Here is a 22963-nt window from a genome sequence, read left to right as displayed (position 1 = left end):
ATAAGCGACCTGCTTCAGGATGGCTCCCGAAGGCAAATGCATGCCTTGTTTCGTTTCCATCCAAAATCTGATTGCGCAGCGTCTGTTGTTCGGACGCTGTCTTTTTCTCTCCCCCTGTTTCCATGTACGGCAATGCTTACGAAAGTAATTGCCGTGTAATGCATTGTTATTTTTATGTACAAATACAGAAAGCAAGTGTTGCCATTTTGCTGAATCCCTGTAGAATCAGCGATGAAGAGTCAATGGCGATAACCCGCAGCGTCAGCTGCGTGACTTTTCATTCCTCCATCTTCCTGGCACCCGTACTCCGGGTGCCTTTTTTTTGCCTGCTTATCTGAATGCCCCGAATGGCTCGGTCAGCGCTTGCGAAGTACGAATTCGATGCCGCACTCAGCCATCGGTGTCCGGGTCTGATCCAGTCCTTGCGGCAGGGTTTTATGGCGATATCCGTGGTCGAGTTGCTGCAGGGTGATGACTTCGGCGTGCTGGCGGAATTGTCCGAGCAGATCCAGCACATTAACCGAGACGGGTGACCAGGATTCGGCCTTGGCTATCGTGAAGGTCAGCTTGTGATCACTATTGAAGCGACTCGGCCAAACCCCTTGCTCGTAGAGATCCTCATCGGGGACATTAATGATCAGGTGGCCTCCAGGCCGGACTACCCTGAGCCAGTGGTGCAATGCTTCCGCTGGATCCCGCAAATGTTCCAGACAATGAGACGAATAGAGAAAATCAAAGCTGTTATCGGCAACATTGGCGAGCAACTGGGCATCCCCATGCGGACGGTCGTAAACGAAGATATTTTTCGCCAAGGGGAAAAATTCGCGATACAGCGCTAGCGAATCGCCGCCACCGCCAACATCGATCCCGTTGCCGACAAAATAGCGGGTGGCAAACCGGCTATCCTGCACCCGGCGTTGCACCGAAATGGCGGTCACGCCCGGAACGCCTGGCCGATAGCTGAGCTGACCTGAATTATCATGAGGCCGGATCATCAGCCAGCTTGAGCGATCAAGTGGCTTTTCCTTTGGCGCGATGACCAGATAGCCCTCATCTTCGCGTAGCAGGTATGCCGTGTGAGTGTCTTTGAGTCGGTCAACACGGGCGATCAGTGCGGCTTGTTCCTGCCAGCGCCGGGCAAACTCCGGGCAGACCCCGGTCTGGAACGATCCTTCGAAATACATCCGGATGTCATCGATGATGATGATGCAGCCGGACAGATCATTCGCAAGCAGCACATCGAGCTCATCCAGGAGCGGAAAACTGTCTTCCGCCTGTGCCGAGCTGATGTAGCTGGTTAGTCCGAAATCCGCACCGCCGGAAAAGTGCGCATCCAGAAAATACAGCGTTGGTTGTTGCTTGCCAGTCGAAAAATGCTGGAGGAAGTCACAGCTGCTACCTTCTTCAAGATGTATTTGGGCCTGACCGGCAAAGCGCTGCTTGCAGGCAGAATGGAGTTTCTCGACCATTTCGACCGAGTGCAGCTCGGCAAATCCGGCTTGCGCAGCCCATGCCAGCGAGTTGCCCATCCCGGTACCTGTTTCGACAACACGCTCAATGCCGAAATTATTGCGCAGGTGTTTCAGGTTGAAGCGCAGCATACTACCCATTTTGTTTACCCTTTTCGGCGGCTTCTACCGCAAGTGTTAAATCGTGATGCAGACGTGCAAGCGGCTCTTCCCAGTCGCCCCGCACCGCTTGACGGTAGAGCTTGAATTGCGGATACCAAGGGGAGTCCGTACGCTGCCAGAGCCATCGCCAGTCAGGAATCCATGGGAGAAGCAGACGAACAGGTTTGCCCAGTGCTCCGGCCAGATGCGCCACCGAGGTATCTACGCTGACCAGTTCGTCCAGCTCGGAAATAATGGCGGCTGTGTCGTCGAAATCAACGAGATTGTCACCTGGGGCAAACACCTTTCCGGCGTATGCCCAATCGCCCAGTTGCGCCAGTGGAGATCCTTTCTGCAGTATGACCCAATCCGCAGGAATGTCGCAGATCAGGGATTCCAGTTGTTGCAAGCTCATCGATCGGTTCACATCGTTCGCATGGGTTGGTCGTCCTGCCCAAACCAGACCGATGCGGTATTTGTGTTGCCGAGGAAGCAACGCCTGCCATTTTTCACGATAAGCAATTGCGACAGACAGATAGGGGAGGTCGGCTGGAATGTTGTCCAGGCGCGTCTTGAATGCGCGCGGCAAGCTCAGCAGCGGGCAGTGACAGTCAAACTCGGGTAATGGCGCGCCACTGGGGATCAAGACAAGTGCAGGATGTAGGCGTCGCGCAAAGGATTCCAGTTCGGGCTGAATGACCAGTATGACTTGCCTTGCCTGCTGACAAAGCAGTGGCACATAGCGCAAAAACTGGAAGCTGTCGCCAAAGCCTTGTTCGGCGTGAACCAGAATACATCGTGTGCTGAGATCTTCTCCTTGCCAGAGTGGCTGAACAAAGGATCTTTGCTGCTTGCAGTCGGGCTGTTGCCAGCGTGATTCATAGTGTTCCCAACCCTCCTGCAAATTGCCTGTCAGCAATTCGAGCAATGCCTGATGCAGTTGAGCCTTGACATGATATCCAGCTAGCCGTTGTGCATGACGAAATTCATCCATGGCTTCGGTGAAACGGGCATTCTCTTTTAATGAAATGCCATGACTGAACCGATAATCCGGATTGTTTGGATAATCGCTGACCAGTTGTGTTGTCAGTGCCAGCGCCTCTGGCCAGCGTCCCAGTACACCCAGCAGATTGGCCATGTTGGAGCGAACTGCCGGGCTGGATGGGGCTAGCTCTTGGGCGCGCAGCTGGCAGACGAGTGCCAGTTCCAGTGCTTTGCAGTTTTTCAGATAAGCGCCACAGTTTGACCAGATCTCGGCATCGCCAGGTGTTTGCCGGCAGGCTCGAAGCCCGTAGAGTGCTGCGGCATCGTCTTGGCCAAGCCGATAGGTACAGACAGCCAGGGCATTGGCAAAGGCGGCCATTCCAGGCTGCATCGACAGTGCATGTTGATAATGCCGCTTGGCCTCAGCAAAGCGGGAGGTCGCCAATAGTTGCCCGCCTTGCTCCTGTAACTTGCTGGCGTGTGAAAGCAGGCGCTGCCCCTCGGAGGTATCGGGTTGGCTAACTGCGCTTAATTCCTGGACAACGTCCAGCAATACGCTGGTCCAATCCCCCGCTTTGTGCTGGCGGAATATGCGCATGGTTGGATACCAGGGCGAATCAGCACGCTTCATTTGCCAGCGCCAGTCCGGAATATGGGGGAGCAGCAACCATACGGGTAGCCCCAGTCCGCCAGCAAGATGAGCAATCGACGTATCGACACAAATCAGCAGATCCAGTTGCTCCAAGGCTGCGGCAGTATCGGAAAAATCATGCAGATTTTTCCCGAGGTCAATGATGTTCAGCCCTGGAGTGCTTGTCAGTGCCTTGTTCGCGGGCCCTACTTGCAATGAATGCCATTTGATTCCTGGCACATTCCAGAGAGGGGACAGCTCATCGAAGGCAATTGAGCGGTTGATGTCATTCTTATGGGTAGCGCTACCCGCCCAGACAATACCCACCTGAAGACGAGTTGCATCTGGCTGAGAGAGCCAAGTGCTTGCCCGTTTCACATCCGTTCTCAGGTACGGTGTGTCGTCAGAAATGGATTCGGCCGTTGTTCCACAAAGGTGTGGGAGGCTTAACAAGGGACAGCAAATATCGAAATCGGGTAGTGGCTTGGTTGTGTCATGCAGTTCTACCGCAGCAGGGAGATTGACTACGTCGACGAGCGGTTTCTGGATTATTAGGATGACTCGCTTGGCGAGACTGGCTACCAAGGGTAAATAGCGCACAAATTGCATGGTGTCGCCCAGCCCCTGCTCAGCATGCAGCAGTAAAACCTGCTCACTGATCAGTTCACCTCGCCAGACTGGTTTGTCCGTCTGCAAGCGCTGTGAGGGGAAATCCGGAACGTCAAAACGGTACTCGTAATCCGCAAAGCCCTCCGCAAGTTTGCCTGACAGAAGCTTGGCCAATCCCCGGTTGTACAACAATCCCGGATAAGCAGGATGGATCGCTAACCCTTCATCGAAGGCCTGAAGTGCAGCCTCAAGGTCATCTGCGGTTTTTAGGTAGGCGCCATAGTTGGACCAGGTTTCAGGATTGGTTGGCGTCAGGCGGCAGGCCCGCATGCCGAAGTGAGCGGCCTGCTCGGGCCGGTTCTGCCGGTAGAAGCTGACTGCCAGAGCATTCGCAGATCGTCCATCCCACGGGGATTGCACTAATGCACGCCAGAAAAACCGCCTGGCAAGATCTATCTGATTGGCTTCCAGTAACAATCTACCTTCTTCAAGCTGATTTGTGACTGAAATTGAACGCTGCTGTGCGGGCATGCTTTCTGGTTGGGAGTACAGAAGCAATTCTGCATCGAGCGCGGCAATAACGGATGACCACGATCCTGTTTCCGCTTGCCTGAAGATACGTATGGACGGATACCATGGCGAATCGCTGCGGTGCAGTTGCCAGCGCCAGTCGGGCATATGGGGAAGCATCAACCAGACAGGCAAACCCAGTGCCCCGGCAAGATGGGCGATCGAGGTATCGACGCAGATCAGCAGATCCAGTTGCTGCAAGGCAGCAGCCGTATCGGAAAAATCGGCCAGGTCGCCACCCAGATCGCAGATCTGTTGGGAAAGCCCTGATGAAGCTAGATCTTCGCGTCTGGCCCCCACCTGAAGCGAGTACCAGTGAATCCGTTTGTGTCGCAGCAGTGGCGCAAGCTGGGCGAGGGGTAGTGAGCGGTTTGAGTCATTACTATGCGCGGGATTGCCGGCCCAGACCAGGCCAATCCGCATCCCTTCCCCGGAAACCCTGTTTTTCCAGTGGCTGGATTGCGGGTAATGGCAACGCAGGTAAGGTATTGAACTGGATAGTGCCCGCGGATTGATTGTTAGCAGATGCGCCAGAGACACCAGCGGGCAGATTGCCACAACATCGGGCATTTTGCTGCCATTGGGCAGAAGTTGTACGTTATCCGGCAGAGCAGGCAGGTCCCCGAGTTTTTCATCAATCAGTAACCAGAGCTGCCTGACTCGATTGGCCGCAATGGGTACAAAGCGCAGAAACTGCAGCGTGTCGCCTAAGCCTTGCTCGGCATAAACCAGAATGGCCGCATTGGGTAAAGTTTGTCCATGCCACGTTGGCTTGTTGGTATCGAGTCGGCGCGATGGAAAATCCGGTACATCGAAGCGATGCTCATAGTCGGCAAAACCACCAGCAAGGTCACCAGCCAGCAGGCGGAGCAGAGCCCGATTGTAATGCAGGCCTGAATGATCCGGCCGGATGGTGATTGCCTGATCGAGGCAATGCAGGGCTTCCGGCAGGCAGTGCCGTTCGCTCCAGAGCTGGCCAAGTGTTCCCCAAGCTTCGATGTGAGCAGGGTTTTGCTGCAGCACCCGCTCTAGCGCGGCTTCAGCACTATCGAGTAATCCTTGAGCCAATTGTGACTTGGCAAGCATGAAGCGTGCATCGATGTCATCTGCCGCCATGCTCAGAACCTGAGCAAAACAGTTCGCGCCTTCGGAAAAGGCGCGCAGTGCATACAGCAGATTTCCGAGATTGCTGTAGGCGGGAATGAAAGAAGGCTCAATGGCAATTGCCTGGCGATAGGCGTTTGCGGCCTCTGCATTGTTACCTTGCGCACGTAGGACAACGCCGCGGCCACACTGCGCACGTGCCCGCCGTGGCTCCAGCCCAGCGAGCCGCTCGAAGCATGCCAGCGCTTCCTCCAGCCTGCCCGACTCTTTCAACAAGACGGCTAGATTGTTCCAGCCATTGGCGTGACCTGGATCGCGTTCAAGGATCCCCCGATAAGCCTTTTCTGCCGCAATCAGGTTGCCCTTGCCATGTAACTCAAGGGCAATTGCAAACAGTTTAGCTAAATCGGGAGGACTATCCTTGTCGCTATCAGATCGTGCCAATCAAATTGTCCAGATAAAGTCGGTTTCGCTCAGTGCCGGTGCGCCGGTCAGAATAATCTTCATATCTGCTGCACCATTACCATCAGTATCCACTGTCAGGGTGCTGGTTCCCGCGTTCCAGAGCGCCTGTGAACTGCCGGTTGCAGTCAGACTACCTACCATCGAGAACGAGTTGGTCAACATGCCTTGGAAGCGTAGTTTGTCCTGTCCAACGACAAAGTCACTGATCGTATCTGTTATGGTGCTGGTCGACTGGATCTCTGCGGTGAACGTAAAGTAGTCACTTCCTGCGCCACCGACCATCGTATCCGCACCATTGCTGCCGGTCAGAATGTCATTTCCTGCGCCGCCTTCTAATCGTGATCCGACAGTAGCGATGGCCATGGTAATGGTATCAGCATCATTACCGCCAACAACGGTTTCAACACCTGTGACATTCACGCTATTGGGGCCAGTGTCGGACAGAATCAGCTTGTCAACGCCAGCACCCAAATTCACCGTGTAGTTGCTGACCGCGGTGCCAAGGGTGACCGTATCTGCAGCGCCGCCTGCAACCAGTGATTCGACACCGCTGATGGTCAAGGTGTTCACCCCGGTTCCGAACAAGGTTAATGTATCTGTGCCGCCTCCCAGGTCGATCACCGCGCCAGTGATCGCTGTGGTGTAGGTAATCTTGTCGGCGCTGCCATTGCCGGTAAGATTTTCGACGCCGCTGACACTAACCGTATTTGCACCTGCAGCCAGGATCAGTGAATCACTGCCCAGACCGAGATTGACGGCCCCACCGGCCAATACCGATGTGTAGGTAACGCTATCGTTGCCAGTGCCGCCAGTTACAGTCTCAATGCCGTTGACCGTGATGGCATTGCTGCCATTGGCCAGCGTGATTTTGTCGACTCCCAGACCCAGTTGGTACAAAGAGCCATTGACGGCTTCCGTGAGGGTAATGGTATCGGCACCTGTTCCACCGGTCACGGTTTCTACCGATGCACCTAGTGAAAGTGTATTGGTGAGGTTCGCCAGGATGAGCGTGTCGGTTCCGGAGCCCAGTGTGTAGACGTTGGTTGCGAGCGTGGCATCTTGAATGGTCAGCGTGTCATTGCCCGTTCCACCGACCACCGTTTCGACACCCGTTAGATTCAGGTTGTTAATACCGTTGGCCAGAACGACACGGTCATTTCCAGTCGCAAGGCTGAGTACAACCCCAGAAACTGCGGATGTGAAGCGGATGGTGTCAGAGGATGCAGCCCCGGTGACAGATTCAACCTGCGTCACGGTAAGGTCGTTAGTACCAGTAGCGGTCGTAAAAATGATGCGATCAAGACCTGCCCCCAGATTGGCAACTGTTCCGCTTGTCGCGGTGCTGAAAGTAATAGAATCATTTCCGGAGTTGCTGGTAACGGTTTCCACGCCAGAGACGGTGACGGTATTGCCTGCAGCAGCCAGAATCAGCTGGTCACCCGTACCGGCGCCTAAGTTGAATACTCCACCGCTGATCTGGGTCGTGATGGTCACGACATCGTTCAGTGTGCCGCCAAGGATGGTTTCAACATTGCTGGCGCTCAGGGTGTTGGAGCCGTTTGCTAGTGTCAGCTTGTCGATGCCCCCGCCAAGATTGTAGGTCGTGCCGCTGACTGCCCCAGTGAGGGTCAGCGTATCGGCGGCGCTGCCGCCGGTCACGGTTTCAACGGTGTTGGCAACGCTCAGGATATTGATGGCGTTGGCCAGTGTCACGCTGTCGGTTCCGCTGCCCAGATCCACAACTACGCCGGCAGCTGTAGCCGTGCTGTAAGTGATGATGTCGTTACCATCACCTCCGATCAGGGTTTCGACCCCGGTTACACTCACCGTATTGCCTCCGGAGGCCAGCGTGAGCTTGTCAATGCCAGCACCCAGATCGACCACATTGCCGGTGCCGCTCAGGCTCGCACCCAGAGTAATGGTATCCACACCAGTGCCACCCACTAGTGTTTCGACGCCCGTTACCGTCAGGGTGTTTGCTGTGGTATTGAACAAGGTAAGTTTGTCGATGCCGCCACCCAGGCTGACTGAGGAGCCGGATGCGGCTGCAGTACCCAATGTCACGGTGTTGTTAGCCGAGTTGCCGGTGATCGTTTCGGTATTGAGTACGGTGACAAAGCTGCTGCCTGTGGTGGCGGCCAGATGTAGCTTGTCGGAGCCTGCGCCCAGATCGAAAGTCGCCCCGGAGATGACCGTGGCAACGGTCACCGTATCAACACCCGAGTTGCCAGTAACGGTTTCGATATTGCTGACTTGCAGAGTATTGGCGCCATTGGCCAGGACCAGCTTATCTGCGCCGGCCCCCAAATCAAACAGGCGATCATCAGCAATGACAGTGGTGAGGGTGATGGTGTCGGCCAGTGTGCCACCCACCAGCGTTTCGATCGAGCCATTGATCGATAGCGAATTGACTGTGTTGGCCAGAACCAGTTTGTCAGCGGTGCCAGTGCCAAGGTCGACCACCATGCCAGAGGCCGCTGTTTGCAGGGTGATGACGTCATTCCCCGTTCCGCCGACTACGGTTTCAATATTCGACAATGTCAGTGAATTGTTGCCGTTAGCCAGTTGCAGCTTGTCGATACCGGCAGCCAAGTCGAGACTCTGCCCGCTCACCGCTGCGCCCAAGGTGACGACATCGGCACCAGAATTGCCGACGATGGTTTCGATATTGGTCACCGTCAGTGTATTCGCGCCGTTGAACAGTACCAGCTTGTCGCCGGTTCCTGCGCCCAGGTCATAGCTCTTGCCGGAAACTGCGGCACTGAGCGTGATGATGTCGTTACCCGTGCCGCCAACCAGCGATTCAATCGACGTGCTCAGCGTCAGAGTATTGCCGTCATTCGACAGAATCAGAGTATCGCTTCCGGCGCCAAGGTCGATACTGGCGCCAGATACTCCGGTTGTCAGTGTCACGATATCGGTCAGGGTGCCGCCGACGATGGTTTCGGCATCACCAATGCTGACCTCGTTGGCGCCATTGAACAGTACCACCTTGTCAGTGCCGGCTCCGAGGCTGAGAGCCGCCGAGCTGGTCGCAGCGCCCAGCGTTACTGTGTCGGCTCCCGTGCCACCGACCACGGATTCGACCCCGGTAACGGTAACGGTGTTGGTGCCATTTGCCAGTTGCAATGTATCGCTGCCGGCCCCCAGATTAACGATTGCACCGGTGGCCAGTGAGCTCAAAGTAATCTCATCATCCCCATCATGTCCCGTGATGGTTTCGACATTCGCCAAGGTCAGGGTATTCCCGCCATCGGCCAGAATGATCCGGTCACTGCCTGCACCTAGGTCGTAGCTGCGGCCACTGAGCGCTGCGGTCAGCGTGATGGTGTCGATGCCGCTGCCAGCGACCAGTGTTTCGATGTCGGCGCCGATGCTCAGGGTGTTGGCTGCGTTGGCGAGGACGAGCGTATCGCTGCCTGCGCCCAGAGTGATGTTCAGCCCGCTGGCTGCAGCCCCCAGGCTCACGGTATCCGCCCCCGAGTTGCCCGTGATGGTCTCGGTATTGAGGACTGTTACGGTATTGCTGAAATTGCCTAGCGTCAGGCTGTCGCTGGCGGTGCCCGCACCCAAGTCGATCAGCCCGCCGGAAAGCTGCGCCGTCAGTGTGATGACGTCAGCCCCCGTGCCGCCAGTCACTGTTTCCACACCGGAGACGGTGAGGGTGTTGCTGCCATTGGCCAGAATCAGCTTGTCACCAGTTCCCGCGCCAAGCTGGTACACATTGCCGGCAGCAGCCTGTGTCAGCGTAATGACATCGTTGCCGGAGCCACCCACTACAGTCTCGATTGCGGCGCTCAGTGATAGCGTATTGCTGCCATTGGCAAGAATAAGGGTATCGTCTCCTTCCTTGAGGTCAATCGAGGCTCCGGAGGCTATACCCAATAATGTAACGGTGTCGTCGCCGCTGTTTCCGACGATCGTTTCGACGTTGCCCAGCGTGACGATGTTGCCGCCATCGGCCAGCGTCAGCTTGTCGATGCCACCACCGAGGTCATAGCTGCGACCGGTTGCACTGGCCGAAAGGGTGATGGTGTCCGCGCCGGAATTGCCGACCAGTGTTTCGATTGTGTCCGAGAGTGTCAGGGTATTGGCTGCATTGGCAAGAATCAGCTTGTCGTTACCTGTGCCGAGGTCAACGGCTCCGCCACTAATGCCGGTTGTCAGGGTAATGATATCGTCACCGGCGTCACCACTCAGTGTTTCGACATTGGCAACCGACAGGGTGTTATCGAAGTTGCCCAGCAGCAGGCTATCTGCACCCACCCCCAGATTGATCATGCCAGCGGTGTACTGCGTCAGTAGCGTCACCGAGTCGTTGCCGCTTGCGCCCCCAGTGATGGTTTCAACATCGGAGACGGAAACAGTGTTGCTACCTGCCGCCAAGGTCAGTTTGTCGTCGCCCGCACCCAAGTCATAGCGGTGACCTGTGGCCAGCTGGGTCAGGGTCACGGCATCATTGCCGGTGCCACCCAAAACCGTTTCAGTAGTGGCGTCGATAAACAGCACATTGCTAACCACATCGGCCAGTTGCACGGTATCGGTGCCCGTTCCCAGCGCAATTACCTGTCCGGAAACAGTTGCAGCACCCAAGGTGATGGTGTCATCGTCAGTGCCACCCACGATGGTTTCTACATTGGTGATGGTGGCAGTGTTAGCCGCATTGGCCAACACCAGTTTGTCTACACCCGCTGCTAGGTCAATGCTGGCGGCGGTCAGCCCGCTAGCGAAGGTAATGACGTCTGCTCCGGAGTTGCCGCTAATGGACTCAACCCCGCTCAGGGTGAGCGTATTGCTGCCATTGGCCAGCGCCAGGGTGTCATTGCCCGCGGCGAGATTGTAGCTGTGGCCACTCACCGCCGCAGTCAGGGTGATGCTGTCATTGCCACTGTCGCCGGTTATGGTTTCAATCGTGCCATTGAGCGACAAGGTGTTGTTACCATTGAACAGAATCAGCTGATCCTGTCCCAGCCCCAAACTGATTACCCCGCTGCTGACCGCTGCGGCCAGCGTGACAATGTCGCTGCCCGAGTTACCCAGCACAGTTTCGATGTTGCTGATTTCGAGGACATTGGATTCTCCGACGCCGACGTTGGCCAGTTGTAGCGTGTCATTACCGCCAGCCAAATCGAACTCGCCCGCAGTGATGCGGCCATTGATGGTGACGGTATCATCGCCACTGCCGCCAACAAGCGTTTCGACGCTGTTGTGCAGGGTTAACGAGTTGGTGAAATTGCCCAGAATCAGTTTGTCATCGCCAGCGCCCAGCGTGATGCTGCCAGCCGAAACAGCCGTGGAGAAGGTGATGGTATCGTTGCTGGTGCCGCCTACTACGGTTTCAACGTTGGCCAGTGTCAGGGTATTGATCCCCTGCGATGAGAGCGTCAGCGCATCCGACCCCGCTCCCAGGTCGATACTCATTCCCGCACTGGATTCGGACAAGGTAATCACATCGCTGCCCGATTCACCCAGTAGTGTTTCCACTCCGGAAACGGTCAGCGAATTGCTGCCATTGGCCAGTTTCAACGTATCGTCGCCAGTGTCCAAGTCCACTCGGGCGCCGGCAATCTGGAACTGGTATTCAACGACATCATCGCCACTGCTGCCGGTCACTGTTTCGACGGCATTGACAAATACGCTGTTGCCGGATGCCGAGTCCAGCACCAGTTTGTCGGTGCCAACGCCCAAGTTGATGATTGCATCAGAAACGGCAGTTGTCAGCGTAACCGTATCGCTGGACGTTCCGCCCTGTACGGTTTCGACATTGGCAATATCAATAATGTTGCTGGCAACGCTACTCAGATAGGCCCGGTCGTTGCCGCTGCCAAAGTCGAAGCTGCCGCCAGTCACCGCAGTGCTGAATGTCACCTGATCATCACCGGTGCCACCTTGCAGGGTCTCGACATTACCAATGGTAAGATTATTCAGCGCGGCATCAGCCAAGTTTAGACGGTCGTTGCCACCGGATAGGTCGTAGCTCGTTCCGGACACCGCAGCTGTTAGCGTCAAGGTGTCAATATCGGCACCACCAACGACGGATTCGACACTAGCGTCCAAACTGAGTGTATTGGCGCCTGCATCCGACAATGTCAGCTTGTCCGCGCTCGCCCCTAGGGCAAAGCTGCCCCCGTTGACCGCTGTGGCCAGTGTGATGGTGTCAGCTGAGTTGCCACCAACTATCGTTTCGGTATTGCTGACGGTCAGATTGTTGCTGCCGGCGCTGCTCAACGTCAGGCGATCTGCACCGCTATCCAGATCGATCACTCCGCCGCTGAGGGCGGTAGTCAGGGTGACGAGGTCGACATCAGTACCACCGGTAATGGTTTCGGTATTGAGCACTGTGATGGTATTGGCGCCATCAAACAGCTCGAGACTGTCGGTGTTGCCGCCTCCCAGGTTGATCGTCGCGCCGCTGATTGCTGCTCCAAGCGTGACAGAGTCGCTGCCTGAGTTGCCAAGAATGGTTTCCACTCCGGTCGCAGTCAGGCTGTTGCTGCCATTTGCCAGATTCAGCGTGTCGTTGCCGCCGGCGAGGTTGTAGTTGGTACCGGCGACTGCGGCAGAAAGAGTGATGACATCATCACCACTGCCACCGATCACGCTTTCCACGCTGGCACCGAAGGTAAAGGTGTTGCCGCCGTCCGCGAGGGTAACGCTGTCGATACCGATGCCCAAATCCATCTGGCCGCTGCTGAGATTGGTCAGGACGGTGATATTGTCATTACCGCTGCCACCGCTGACGGTTTCAATATGCGATACGCTCAGGGTGTTGTTGCCATTGGCGAGAATCAGCTGGTCGCTGCCGCCGGCCAGATCATAACTGCTGCCGCTGACCACGTTGGCCAAGGTAATGTTGTCATTGCCGGCACCGCCGACCAGACTTTCAATGCTGCCATTTACGGTTAGCGTGTTGCCTCCTGCACTGAGCAGCAGGGTATCGTTGCCGGCCCCCAGATCGATGGAGCCCGCCGTAATTGTGCCGCCAAGCTGGACGACATCGTCGCCCGAGCCGCCAGCGATGCTTTCTACATTCGTGGCTGTAAGCGTGTTGCCGCCATTGGCCAACATCAATGTGTCGGTGCCGGACCCCAGCGAAATCGTCACCCCGGATGCGGCGGTGCTCAGTGTGATGCTGTCATTGCCTGCGCCACCCGTGACCAGCTCAATGTCGCTGATGGTTAGGTCGTTGCTGCCATTGGCCAGCGTCAGCGAGTCGGAGCCGCTGCCCAAGTGAATTTGTGCTCCGCTGATGGCTGCGGTCAGGGTGATGGTGTCAGCCAGTGTGCCACCGGCCAGTGACTCGATGCCGGCAAGGCTGACGGTATTGGCAATATCGGTGAGTGTGACGGTGTCCGTGCCGTTGCCGCCGGTGATGCTCGCGGTATTGGATACGGTCAGCGTGTTGCCGCCAGCGGCCAGGATCAGGTGATCGCTCCCGCCACCCAGATCCACGACTGTGCCGGTGACGCTGGCGCCGAATGTGATGGTGTCATCTCCGGCATTGCCGTTGAGTGTTTCCACTCCCGATACGGTTAATGCATTGCTGCCATTCGCAAGGTTAAGGATGTCGGTACCGGCTGCGAGATCGATGCTGGCTCCGGAAGTGGATAAGGCCGCCCCCAAGGTGACCACGTCGGCGTCGGCGCCACCGACTACGGTTTCGATGTTGCTGATGCTGAGGGTGTTGCCACCCGCAGCAAGGGTCAGTGAATCGGTGCCACCCGAGAGATTAATGGTTGCACCATTGACGGTGGTATTGAGCTGGACACTGTCGCTGGCTGCACCCCCCTGGATAGTTTCAATATTGCTGGCGGTGATGGAGTTGGCTCCGGCGCCGGAAAGCGTCAGGCGATCATTGCCGCCAGCCAGATCAATGCTGGCACCGGAAATGGCGCCACCGAGCGTGACCAGATCTGCTCCGGCGTCGCCGGTGATGGTTTCGGCGCCGGAAATGGTCAGGGTATTGCCGCCGCTGGCGAGCGTCAGGCTGTCCGTGCCTGCTGCCAGATCGACAACCGCGCCACTGATGGCCTGGCCAAGGGTAATCACATCGGAGCCCGTGCCCCCCTGAACGGATTCAATATTGCTCAGGGTGAGGGTATTGCCACCGTTTGACAGGGTCAGCTCATCGTTGCCATCCCCAAGATCCATCGTGCCACCGCTTTGTGCATCGGTCAGTGTAATGCTGTCATTACCTGCATCCGCAGTGATGTTTTCAACGCCGGTGAGAGTAAGTGTGTTGTCGTCGTTGGCTAGGATCAGAGTATCAGTACCACCGGCCAGGTCGATGCTTGCGCCAGATATGCCAGCCCCCAGCGTGATGATGTCGGTGCCGTTATTACCGGTGAGCGTTTCCACACCGGTGATGGTCAGGGTGTTGTTGCCACTGGCTAGGGTCAGCGTGTCAGTGCCTGCACCCAGAGAAATATTCCCTGCCGCAAGACTGGCTGTTAGCGTAACTGTGTCATTGCCAGAGCCACTGACGATGGTTTCGACGTTGGTCGTCGTTACGCTGTTGCCAGGGGCGGTCAGAACCAGCGTATCGGTGCCGGCCCCCAGATTAATGACACCGCCGCTCAGGGTGTTGTAGACCGTTACTGTATCGTTCCCGCCGACGGCCGTTATTGTCTCGACGCTGGAAACAGTAATGTCGTTATTGCCTGCCGCCAGAGTCAGCGAGTCTGTTCCGGCTCCAAGATCATAATTGCCACTGGTAACGGTGCTGAGCAGTGTCACGATATCGTCACCGTTACTGCCACTCACACTTTCCACATTCGTCAGCGATACCGTGTTGCCGTTGCCTTGCAGTAGAACTCGGTCAATCGCAGCACCAAGGTCAATAGTGGCTCCGGCAGATAGCGATGTAGTAATGGTGATGACATCAGCGCCGCTGCCACTGGTCAATGTTTCCACATTGGCGACGGTTGCAATATTGCCACCGTCAGCCAGTTCCAGCGTATCGGCGCCTCCGCCCAAGTCTACGCGCAGAATAGATGTGGCCGCACTTAAGGTGATGGTGTCATCGCCGCTGCCCGCTGTCACAGTCTCGATGCTGCTGTTCGCGAGGGTCAGTGTGTTACCACCATTGGCCAGGTTCAGGATGTCATTACCATTTCCCAAGTCGATATCCAGCGTGCTGATCGCCGTAGACAGTGTGATGGTATCTGCGCCGTTACTGCCGGTAATGGTCTCGATCGTGTTATCGAGTGTCAGCGTCGATGACGCTTGCAAAATCAGCTTGTCGGTCCCGCCGCCCAGGGTGATGCTGCCGCCGCTGACGGCGCCGCCCAGGGTGATGGTGTCGTCCCCGCCTACGCCTGTAATGGTTTCCACGCCCGTTGCCGTCAGGACGTTGGTTCCAGTTGTCAGCGTCAGCGTGTCGACACCGGCGCCGAGGCTGTAGTTGGCGCCGCTAATGGCGGCGGTGAGCGTGATGTTGTCGCTGCCAGTCCCGCCGGTAATGCTTTCGACCCCGCTCACACTCAGGCTGTTGCTGCCATCAGCCAGCGTGATCGAGTCGGTGCCGGTGTCGAGATTGAACACGGCAGCACTGAGAGCGCCGGAAAGCGTCAATGTGTCATTGCCGTCATTGCCGGTCACGGTTTCCACACCTGCCAGAGTGAGGGTGTTGTCGCCCGAGGCAAGCACCAGCCTGTCACCGGTGCCGCCTGCAAGGTCATAGCTCAGTCCGGATACATTGCTTGCAATGGTAACGATGTCGTCACCAGCGCCACCGACGACGGTTTCAATCGTGCCGTTAACGGTGAGGGTGTTTCCGCCTGCGGCCAGAGTCAGTTTGTCAGTACCGCCGCCGAGGTCGATGTCGGCCCCGTTGACCGTGCTGGCCAAGGTGACAGTGTCGTTACCACCCACGCCGACAATGGTCTCGGTATTGCTGACGGTGATGACATTATTGCCGGTAGATAGCGTCAGCTTGTCGTTGGCATCAGCGCCGAGGTCAATCTCGCCGCCAGACAGCGCAGCGCCAAGCGTGACAGTGTCTAGTCCGCCACCACCAGTGACTGTTTCGGTGGCTGTTACGGTGACGGTGTTGCCCCCACTCGCAAGCGTAAGGTGGTCTGCCCCTGTCCCCAAATTGATGGCCGCGCCCGAAATGGCCGCGCCAAAGGTGACCGAGTCGTCACCCGTGCCGCCGGTGACGGTTTCGACGCCAGTCGCGGTAAGTGTGTTGCTGCCGTTAGCAAGCACCAGGGTATCTGTGCCGGTGCCCAGCGTTATGGTCGCGCCACTGATTGCGGTGCCCAGCGTAATGCTGTCATTACCGGTGCCGCCCGTGATGGTTTCGACATTGCTGGCGGTCAGGCTGTTGGCCCCATCGGTTAGGGTAAGACTGTCAGTGCCGGCGCCAAGATTAATGCTGCCACCTGCGATCACTGTTGCAATAGTGACCGTATCGGCACCAGTTCCGCCCGTGATGGATTCGGTATTGCTGACCGTCAGGCTATTGGTTCCATCGGCCAGCGTCAGGCTATCATTGCCTGCGGCTAGATCGATTTCGCCACTAGCGATCACGGCACCCAGCGTGACCGCATCATCATTGGCCCCACCGGTTATGGTTTCGACGTTTGAAACCGTAACCGTATTGCCGCCAGCCGCTAGCGTCAGCTGGTCTGCCGTACCACCTGCCAGATTGATGACCCCCCCGGAAATGGCAGCCCCCAGGGTAACGACATCGTCACCTGCGCCGCCGGTCAGGGTTTCCACATCCGAGACGGTCAGGGTGTTGCCGCCGGCTGCCAGGGTCAGACTGTCGGTGCCGCCGTTCAGGTCAATGGTGCCGGAAGCCAATGCTGTAGCCAGTGTGATGTTATCGGTGCTGGCGTTCCCTGTGATGCTCTCTGCCCCGCTTACGGTCAGTACGTTGGTGCCATTGGCCAGTATGAGGGAGTCCGTGCCTGCACCAAGGTCAAAACTGCCTGCCGTTACTGCTGCCCCGAGTGTCAGGGCATCGTTGCCTGCGCCCAGCGAAATATTCGGGTTGCCGAAGCTGCCATCCAGACTGATCGTATCGTCGCCGGTACCGCCGACGATCGTTTCCACATTGCTGAGGGTCAGGTCGTTGCTGCCATTGGCCAGAGTCAGTTTATCGCTGCCGGCGCCAAGATCGATGACCGCACCGGAGATGGCCGCCCCCAGTGTGATGGTGTCGACCAGCGTGCCGCCGACGATGGTTTCGGTATTCGAAACCGTGGCCGTGTTCGCCTGATTATCCAGAATCAGCTTGTCGCCGGTGCCTGCCGCGAGGTCGATCAGCGAACCGGTGAGCTGGCCGGTAATGGTGATGATGTCGTTGCCGTTGCCACCAGTGAGGGTGTCAATATTGGCCGGCAGAGTAAAGGTACTGCCGCCGTCAGATATGGTCAGGTTAGCCATGATTGAAGCCCTCGATGGTGAACTGCGAATATAACGAAATGCTTATGTTAAAAGTACCGGGCGGAGTGTGCTTGACAAACTGCCAAACGGTGGACGCATTGCCGTCGTTTAACGGTTATCGGTCTGCGCGACCCGATCTTTAGAAGGATAGGAGAGGAAAAGTGATGCCGCCCGTCGCCTGTCGGTAGGCGATGGAAAAACAGCCGGCGAGCAGCTATGGAGGGAGAGTACTTGCAGGGGTATCGCCATGATGGCGTTTTTCTGCGGTGTTGTACGACGTATAGGTTGCAGGGTAATGTGGTGTGCGGCGGGAAGTGCGTAGCTGTCCGGCCGAGACTTACTGCCGAGCGGTTATCCGCGTATTGATTGTTTCTGCCAGGGCCGAGCAAACAAGTGCTAGGTCACCGCCATCGGCCAGTTGCACGAGCAGGCCCGGGCAGTCAAAGGCGTCCGCGATTTCGCTGCGGAAAGTCAGGAATATCTGTCGCTCATGCAGTTGCCAGCTGGCAAATCCGTCATAGCCCGCATGCTCGCGACTGCAGATTTCGAAGTAACAGTGCCCGAGTTCGTTGTCTTCGCCTCCGCACTGCAGGATCAGGTAGTTCTCCGGATCCGGGGCCAGGCCTTCGGCGAAGGCCAGCGTCAGGATGCCATCTTCATCACGGTCGATGTGGAGCTGGTCGGCCGTGATGAGATGGTAGTCGCCGAAGTTTAACGGCTCAGCCATCGCGCAGCGTCGAGGGCGTAGTAGGTGAGGATGGCATCCGCGCCGGCACGCTTGAATGCCAGCAGGCTTTCCAGTGCTACTTTTTCCTCATCCAGCCAGCCATTCTGCGCCGCGGCCTTCAGCATCGCGTATTCCCCGGAGACCTGATAGACAAAGGTCGGCACCGCAAATTCGTCCTTTACGCGGCGCACGACGTCCAGATAGGGCATCCCCGGTTTCACCATCACCATGTCGGCGCCTTCCTGCAGATCCAGCGCGACTTCGTGCAATGCCTCGTCGCTATTGGCCGGGTCCATCTGGTAGGTTTTCTTGTCGGCCTTGCCGAGATTGCCGGCCGAGCCGACCGCATCGCGGAACGGGCCATAGAACGCTGAAGCGTATTTGGCGGCATAGGACAGAATACGGGTCAGTTCGTGGCCATTGCGGTCCAGCGCGGTGCGGATGCTGCCAATGCGGCCGTCCATCATGTCCGAGGGCGCGACGATGTCGGCGCCGGCTTCGGCGTGGCACAGCGCCTGCCGCGTCAGCGCGGTCACGGTGATTTCATTCAGCACATAGCCATTTTCGTCGATGATGCCGTCCTGGCCGTGGCTGGTGTAGGGGTCGAGCGCGATGTCGGTGATGATGCCGAGCTGGGGAAAGGCGGCTTTCAGTTCGCGAATGGTGCGTGGCACCAACCCGCGCGGATTCCAGGCTTCCTTGGCGTCCAGCGACTTCAGATGTGGCTCGATCACCGGAAACAGCGCCAGCGCCGGAATGCCCAGCCGCACGGCTTGCGCTGCGGTGTCCAGCAGGCGATCAATGCTCTGGCGTTTCACACCCGGCATCGAAGCCACCGGCTCTTCGCGATTGCTGCCATCCAGCACGAATACCGGCAGAATCAGATCATCCGCAGTCAGGGTGTGCTCGCGCATCAGGCGGCGGGAAAAGTCATCCCGGCGCATGCGGCGTAGGCGGGTAGCGGGGAAGTTGCGATTAATAGTCATGGCCGAGCATCTTTGAAAAGCAATGCAGGCATTTTAGATCAAGGTGGTGTAGTGCAGCAGCGGCAATCATGACGTACTGTGTCGCTATCCAACTCGCTGAGTGGGATTGGCAATTGCCAGAGGCGGTGATGGGGTCTCCTGGCTGGACTTGGTTCTTCCTGCGCGAGGCCGTATATTCGACGGCACGATCGGCTTATAAAAATTTGCCGCGCAGGTTGGCAAACCGGGTGTGCTCGTAACACAAGTAGAGTGGTGCTCACGGACACTCTCGACAGACCGTGGGGAAAGAAACGACAAGCATTGATATGCAGCATGCGTTTTTGTCGCTCACGCAACACATCCTGTGACCCTACAGGTCCTATTGCCTGTCTTACAACCGATTCACTGGGGTTTTAGTAAGCCACAGTTTGGTCATCAGGGGTGTCAACGCCAGCCACTACTAGGGATCCTCTTAGATATGTCTGAAAATAAATGGTATGAACGCCTTCTGGCGCACCTGGATGACGGGCAATTTTTCCTGGCATATGACACCTATCGTGAGGCCGCCGCCGAGTACCCTGCCAGCTTGCAGCTGAATTTGCTGGGCGCACTGAGTCTTCTGCGAGGTGGTGCTGACCAAGAGGCCAGGAAGCTGATGGCTGCTCGCTGTAACCGCTTGCTCAGCAGCTCCCAGCGGGAGCGCCGGTTTGCACAGGCATTCCGCGACGCTGTTGAGCGTTACCAGAACGAGGCTGAGTTTTCCACTGCCGTCAGCGAGCTGCTGGCTTTGCTGGACGTGGAAGCCACCCAGTGTCACCGGGGGGGTGAGGCGGATACACCGGAAGTTTTGCGCTTGCTAAGTCAAGTTCATGTCGAACTTTGGTCCCGCCTGGGTGATCCTGGTGACCTGTTGCAGGCTGAGACGAGTGCTGGTGCCGCCTTCAGGCTTAGCAACAGCCTTGAGGACGGGCTCATGGCCGCCGAATTGGCCGCCATGCGAGGCCATATGGATACAGCCTGCAGCTTGGCCGGGCTGTTGCAGGAGCGTTGGGCTGCTCTCCCGGTCCCCGAGGCCGCTGAGACGGCCCGCGCCGGCCCGTACTGGCATCAGGGGGCCGAGTTGGCGCTGCTGCTGGGTGATGATAAGGCGCTGAGCTACCGCATGGCTCGGGCTGCAAGCCTGCAGCCACGTCACCTACCTTCTGTGATCGCTAGTTTGCATCGCATCCGCTTGTTGGAAACGAGCGGTTTTTCCGTGCCGAACGCATTACATGACCAGCTACCAGCGCCGCGGATTGTCGTGTTTGCTGGGCAGATGCTTGATGCGCCGTGGGAAAACTGCCGCAGCTTTCCTCCTGCGCTGGAAGAAGCCGTGGCACGAAAAATCGCCGCCGAACTTGAGGAGCTGGGTGCCGAAGTCGGTTTTAGCTGCGCCAGCGCGGGTGCAGAATTGCTATTTGTCGAGGCGATGCTTGATCGTGGTGCCGAAGTACACCTGTTTCTCCCCTTTGATCGCGAGGACTTTGTACGCCATCGTGTCGCTTACGCGGCAGGCAACTGGGAACGGCGTTTTCGCAATGCTTGCAAACTGGCAACCAGCGTCACATATGCTACCGAAGAGTCGTTCCTTGGGCATAGTGCACTACTACGCTTCAATAACCACTTGATCCAGGGCATGGCGCGGGCGCAAGCGAATCTGCAGCAGGCCCAACCCAGTCTGCTGGTGCTATGGGACTATGCTGCAGCCAGCGATGCCGGCAGTGCTGCCGATTTTATCGATAACTGGCCTGAAATTGAGCAGCTGCGAATAATCGATCTGGATGAGCTGCGCGAGCAGGCCAACTTGGCTGACATGCAGGTTCCGAAAAACACTGGCTTGGGGGTGCAGTCGCAGAGCAGCGCCGTTGTGCTCCCTCAGCGTACCATTAGTACCATGCTGTTCGCTGACATTGTCGGTTATAGCAGGTTGAGCGAGGCCGAGTTGCCGGCGTTGTGGCAACGCTTGGCGGCTGTCAAGCCGCTACTGGCGGAGACGTCTGCTAGATTGCGCTTGATTGAAAGCTGGGGGGATGCCATTTATGCCGTCATGGATACCAGCCTCGCGATGGCCGACTACGCCTTTGCGTTGATTGACGCAATCAGCCAGTTGCATAGTGCGGACGGCTCGCTTTCAAAACCGCTGCAGGTCCGTATCGGTCTGCATGCCGCTCCAGTCTTTTCAGGCGAGCACCCGCTGACCGGGCGCCCCATCGTATATGGCAGTCATGTCAGTCGCGCCGCACGTCTGGAGCCGGTCTCGTTGCCTGACCATGTGTATGCATCCCAGCAGTTTGTTGCCATGCTGCTGGCTGAGGAAAATGCACTCCGGCATGAGGCGCAAATGACGGGAGGCGACTATGGGGCGCGTTATGCCTGCGAATATGTGGGCATATTGTCATTGGCCAAAAACTACGGCCGCCAGCCTGTCTATCATCTGCGGCGCTTGACTTGATGGACATAGCGGCCTTTGTCGGCGTTTTCCTGGGGCTGCTCGGCCATTTTGGTCGCTGCCTTTGCAGGTATTCACCCAAGTGGGTTGATTAATAAAACCTGCAGATGCATACATCTGTCCAGATGCTATTGGCGGCCTAGTTCTTGGCTCCGGCTCGAGAATTACAAGAATTTGTCTTCAATATCCACCGATGAGACGACCCCGACCTTGGCATAATGCTGTTGAATAAATGCCTCTGCCTTGTTGCGTCCAAGCTCAAACAGGCGAGTGATGTAGCTGCGGTCGAGATTGGCCTGGCTGGCCGCGCCAAGCTTGTTCATCGTTTCCTCGGCGTCGATGGTGTGGATATAGGCTTCCTTCAGCTTGCCGCCGTCGTCGAAGCCCTTACGCACCAAGCCGTTGATGAAATTCACCACGCGCATTTCGCGCATCAGGCTGGAATTGAAGCTCAGGCCGTTGATGCGGTCGAAGATGGCGGTGGCGGTGGTTGGCAGCTCCGCCAGATTGATCGGGGTGATCTGCACGATCATCACGTCGCGGCAATCGCTGTTGTAAAAAATCGGGAAAATGGGCGGGTTGCCCATGTAGCCACCATCCCAGTAAAACTCGCCATCGATTTCTACAGCGTGATACATGAAGGGCAGGCAGGCCGAGGCCAGAACGGCGTCAACGGTCAGTTCGTCGCGCTCGAAAACCTTGACCCGGCCGTTCATCACATTGGTTGCGCACAGGAAAAGCTTGGGGCTGGTGTCCTTCAATTCGCGCAGGCGGGCAAAATCAATCACCTTCTCGATGGTAGGCTGAATGGGATTGAAGCCCTTGGGGTTGAGTTGGTAGGGTGACGCTATGCGGGTCAGTGCATCGGCAAAATCAAACACCGGTGAATAATTCATGTTGCCGTCCCCGATCATACGGTCCAGCAGTGATGGCCACGGGGCATAAGCGCCGGTTTTCATCATCAGCTCCCAGTATTCTCTGAGGCAGGCGCGCGCTTGTTCCGGGCCGCCGACTTTCAGACCATAGGCCAGCGCGGCAGCATTCATGGCTCCGGCGCTGGTGCCGACAATACTGTCGAAGTCGAAGCAGTCTTCCTCCAGCAGGCGATCAAGCACGCCCCAGGTAAATGCGCCGTGTGAGCCGCCACCTTGCAGAGCCAGATTGAGGGGTTTGCGCTGCTTTTTGCTGCTGCCTGCTGCCATGCTGCGTTCTCCTTGGGAAATCGGGGAATCCATCGCTCATTTGCGAATCGCTTTCCATACTAAAACACCATACTGGCAGATTTATATCGTTATCTTTCGCCAGATTTGCCGCGCTGTAGTAAAACACGGGGAGGCAAAGCTGTCGATGCCCAATACCGGTCTGGGGTCTGGGGTCTGGGCGATACAATTCACCTCACATTTACTTGTCCGGCCC

At 57.2% G+C, this 22963-nt stretch carries 7 protein-coding genes; 1 reads left to right on the top strand and 6 read right to left on the bottom strand.

What is annotated here, in order from left to right; genetic code table 11:
- Positions 1-356 precede the first annotated feature (356 nt).
- From INR99_RS17265 to hemB, 5 genes are all read right to left on the bottom strand, one after another.
- The gene (locus INR99_RS17265) at positions 357-1610 is read right to left on the bottom strand and encodes a methyltransferase domain-containing protein (protein WP_228098025.1); all 1254 of its coding nucleotides are present in this window, start codon (positions 1608-1610) and stop codon (positions 357-359) included.
- Positions 1603-5952, bottom strand: coding sequence for a tetratricopeptide repeat protein (locus tag INR99_RS01465; RefSeq protein WP_194114511.1), 4350 nt, complete (start codon positions 5950-5952; stop codon positions 1603-1605). The genes INR99_RS17265 and INR99_RS01465 overlap by 8 nt, the downstream gene beginning before the upstream one ends.
- Positions 5953-17367, bottom strand: coding sequence for a M10 family metallopeptidase C-terminal domain-containing protein (locus tag INR99_RS01460; protein ID WP_194114510.1), 11415 nt, complete (start codon positions 17365-17367; stop codon positions 5953-5955).
- Between the two features lie 337 nt (positions 17368-17704).
- The gene (locus INR99_RS01455) at positions 17705-18094 is read right to left on the bottom strand and encodes an Imm10 family immunity protein (RefSeq protein WP_194114509.1); all 390 of its coding nucleotides are present in this window, start codon (positions 18092-18094) and stop codon (positions 17705-17707) included.
- On the bottom strand, positions 18079-19080 hold the full coding sequence (gene hemB / locus INR99_RS01450) for a porphobilinogen synthase (RefSeq protein WP_194114508.1): 1002 nt from the start codon (positions 19078-19080) through the stop codon (positions 18079-18081). Before hemB ends, INR99_RS01455 begins: the two co-directional genes overlap by 16 nt.
- A 457-nt stretch (positions 19081-19537) precedes the next feature.
- Here hemB and INR99_RS01445 point away from each other — a divergent pair, with 457 nt between their 5' ends.
- Positions 19538-21550 (top strand): adenylate/guanylate cyclase domain-containing protein, encoded by a 2013-nt coding sequence (locus tag INR99_RS01445; RefSeq protein WP_194114507.1) that lies wholly within the window; start codon positions 19538-19540, stop codon positions 21548-21550.
- 161 nt (positions 21551-21711) lie between these two features.
- Here the strand turns inward: INR99_RS01445 and INR99_RS01440 are convergent, their stop codons facing one another.
- Positions 21712-22749 (bottom strand): patatin-like phospholipase family protein, encoded by a 1038-nt coding sequence (locus INR99_RS01440; RefSeq protein WP_194114506.1) that lies wholly within the window; start codon positions 22747-22749, stop codon positions 21712-21714.
- Positions 22750-22963 lie beyond the last annotated feature (214 nt).

It is taken from the genome of Chitinilyticum piscinae, from assembly GCF_015223195.1.
In the GTDB taxonomy this organism is placed as follows: Bacteria; Pseudomonadota; Gammaproteobacteria; order Burkholderiales; family Chitinibacteraceae; genus Chitinilyticum; species Chitinilyticum piscinae.
The sequence above is the reverse complement of the archived record's forward strand: the minus strand, read 5'-3'. Positions and strand labels throughout refer to the sequence as shown.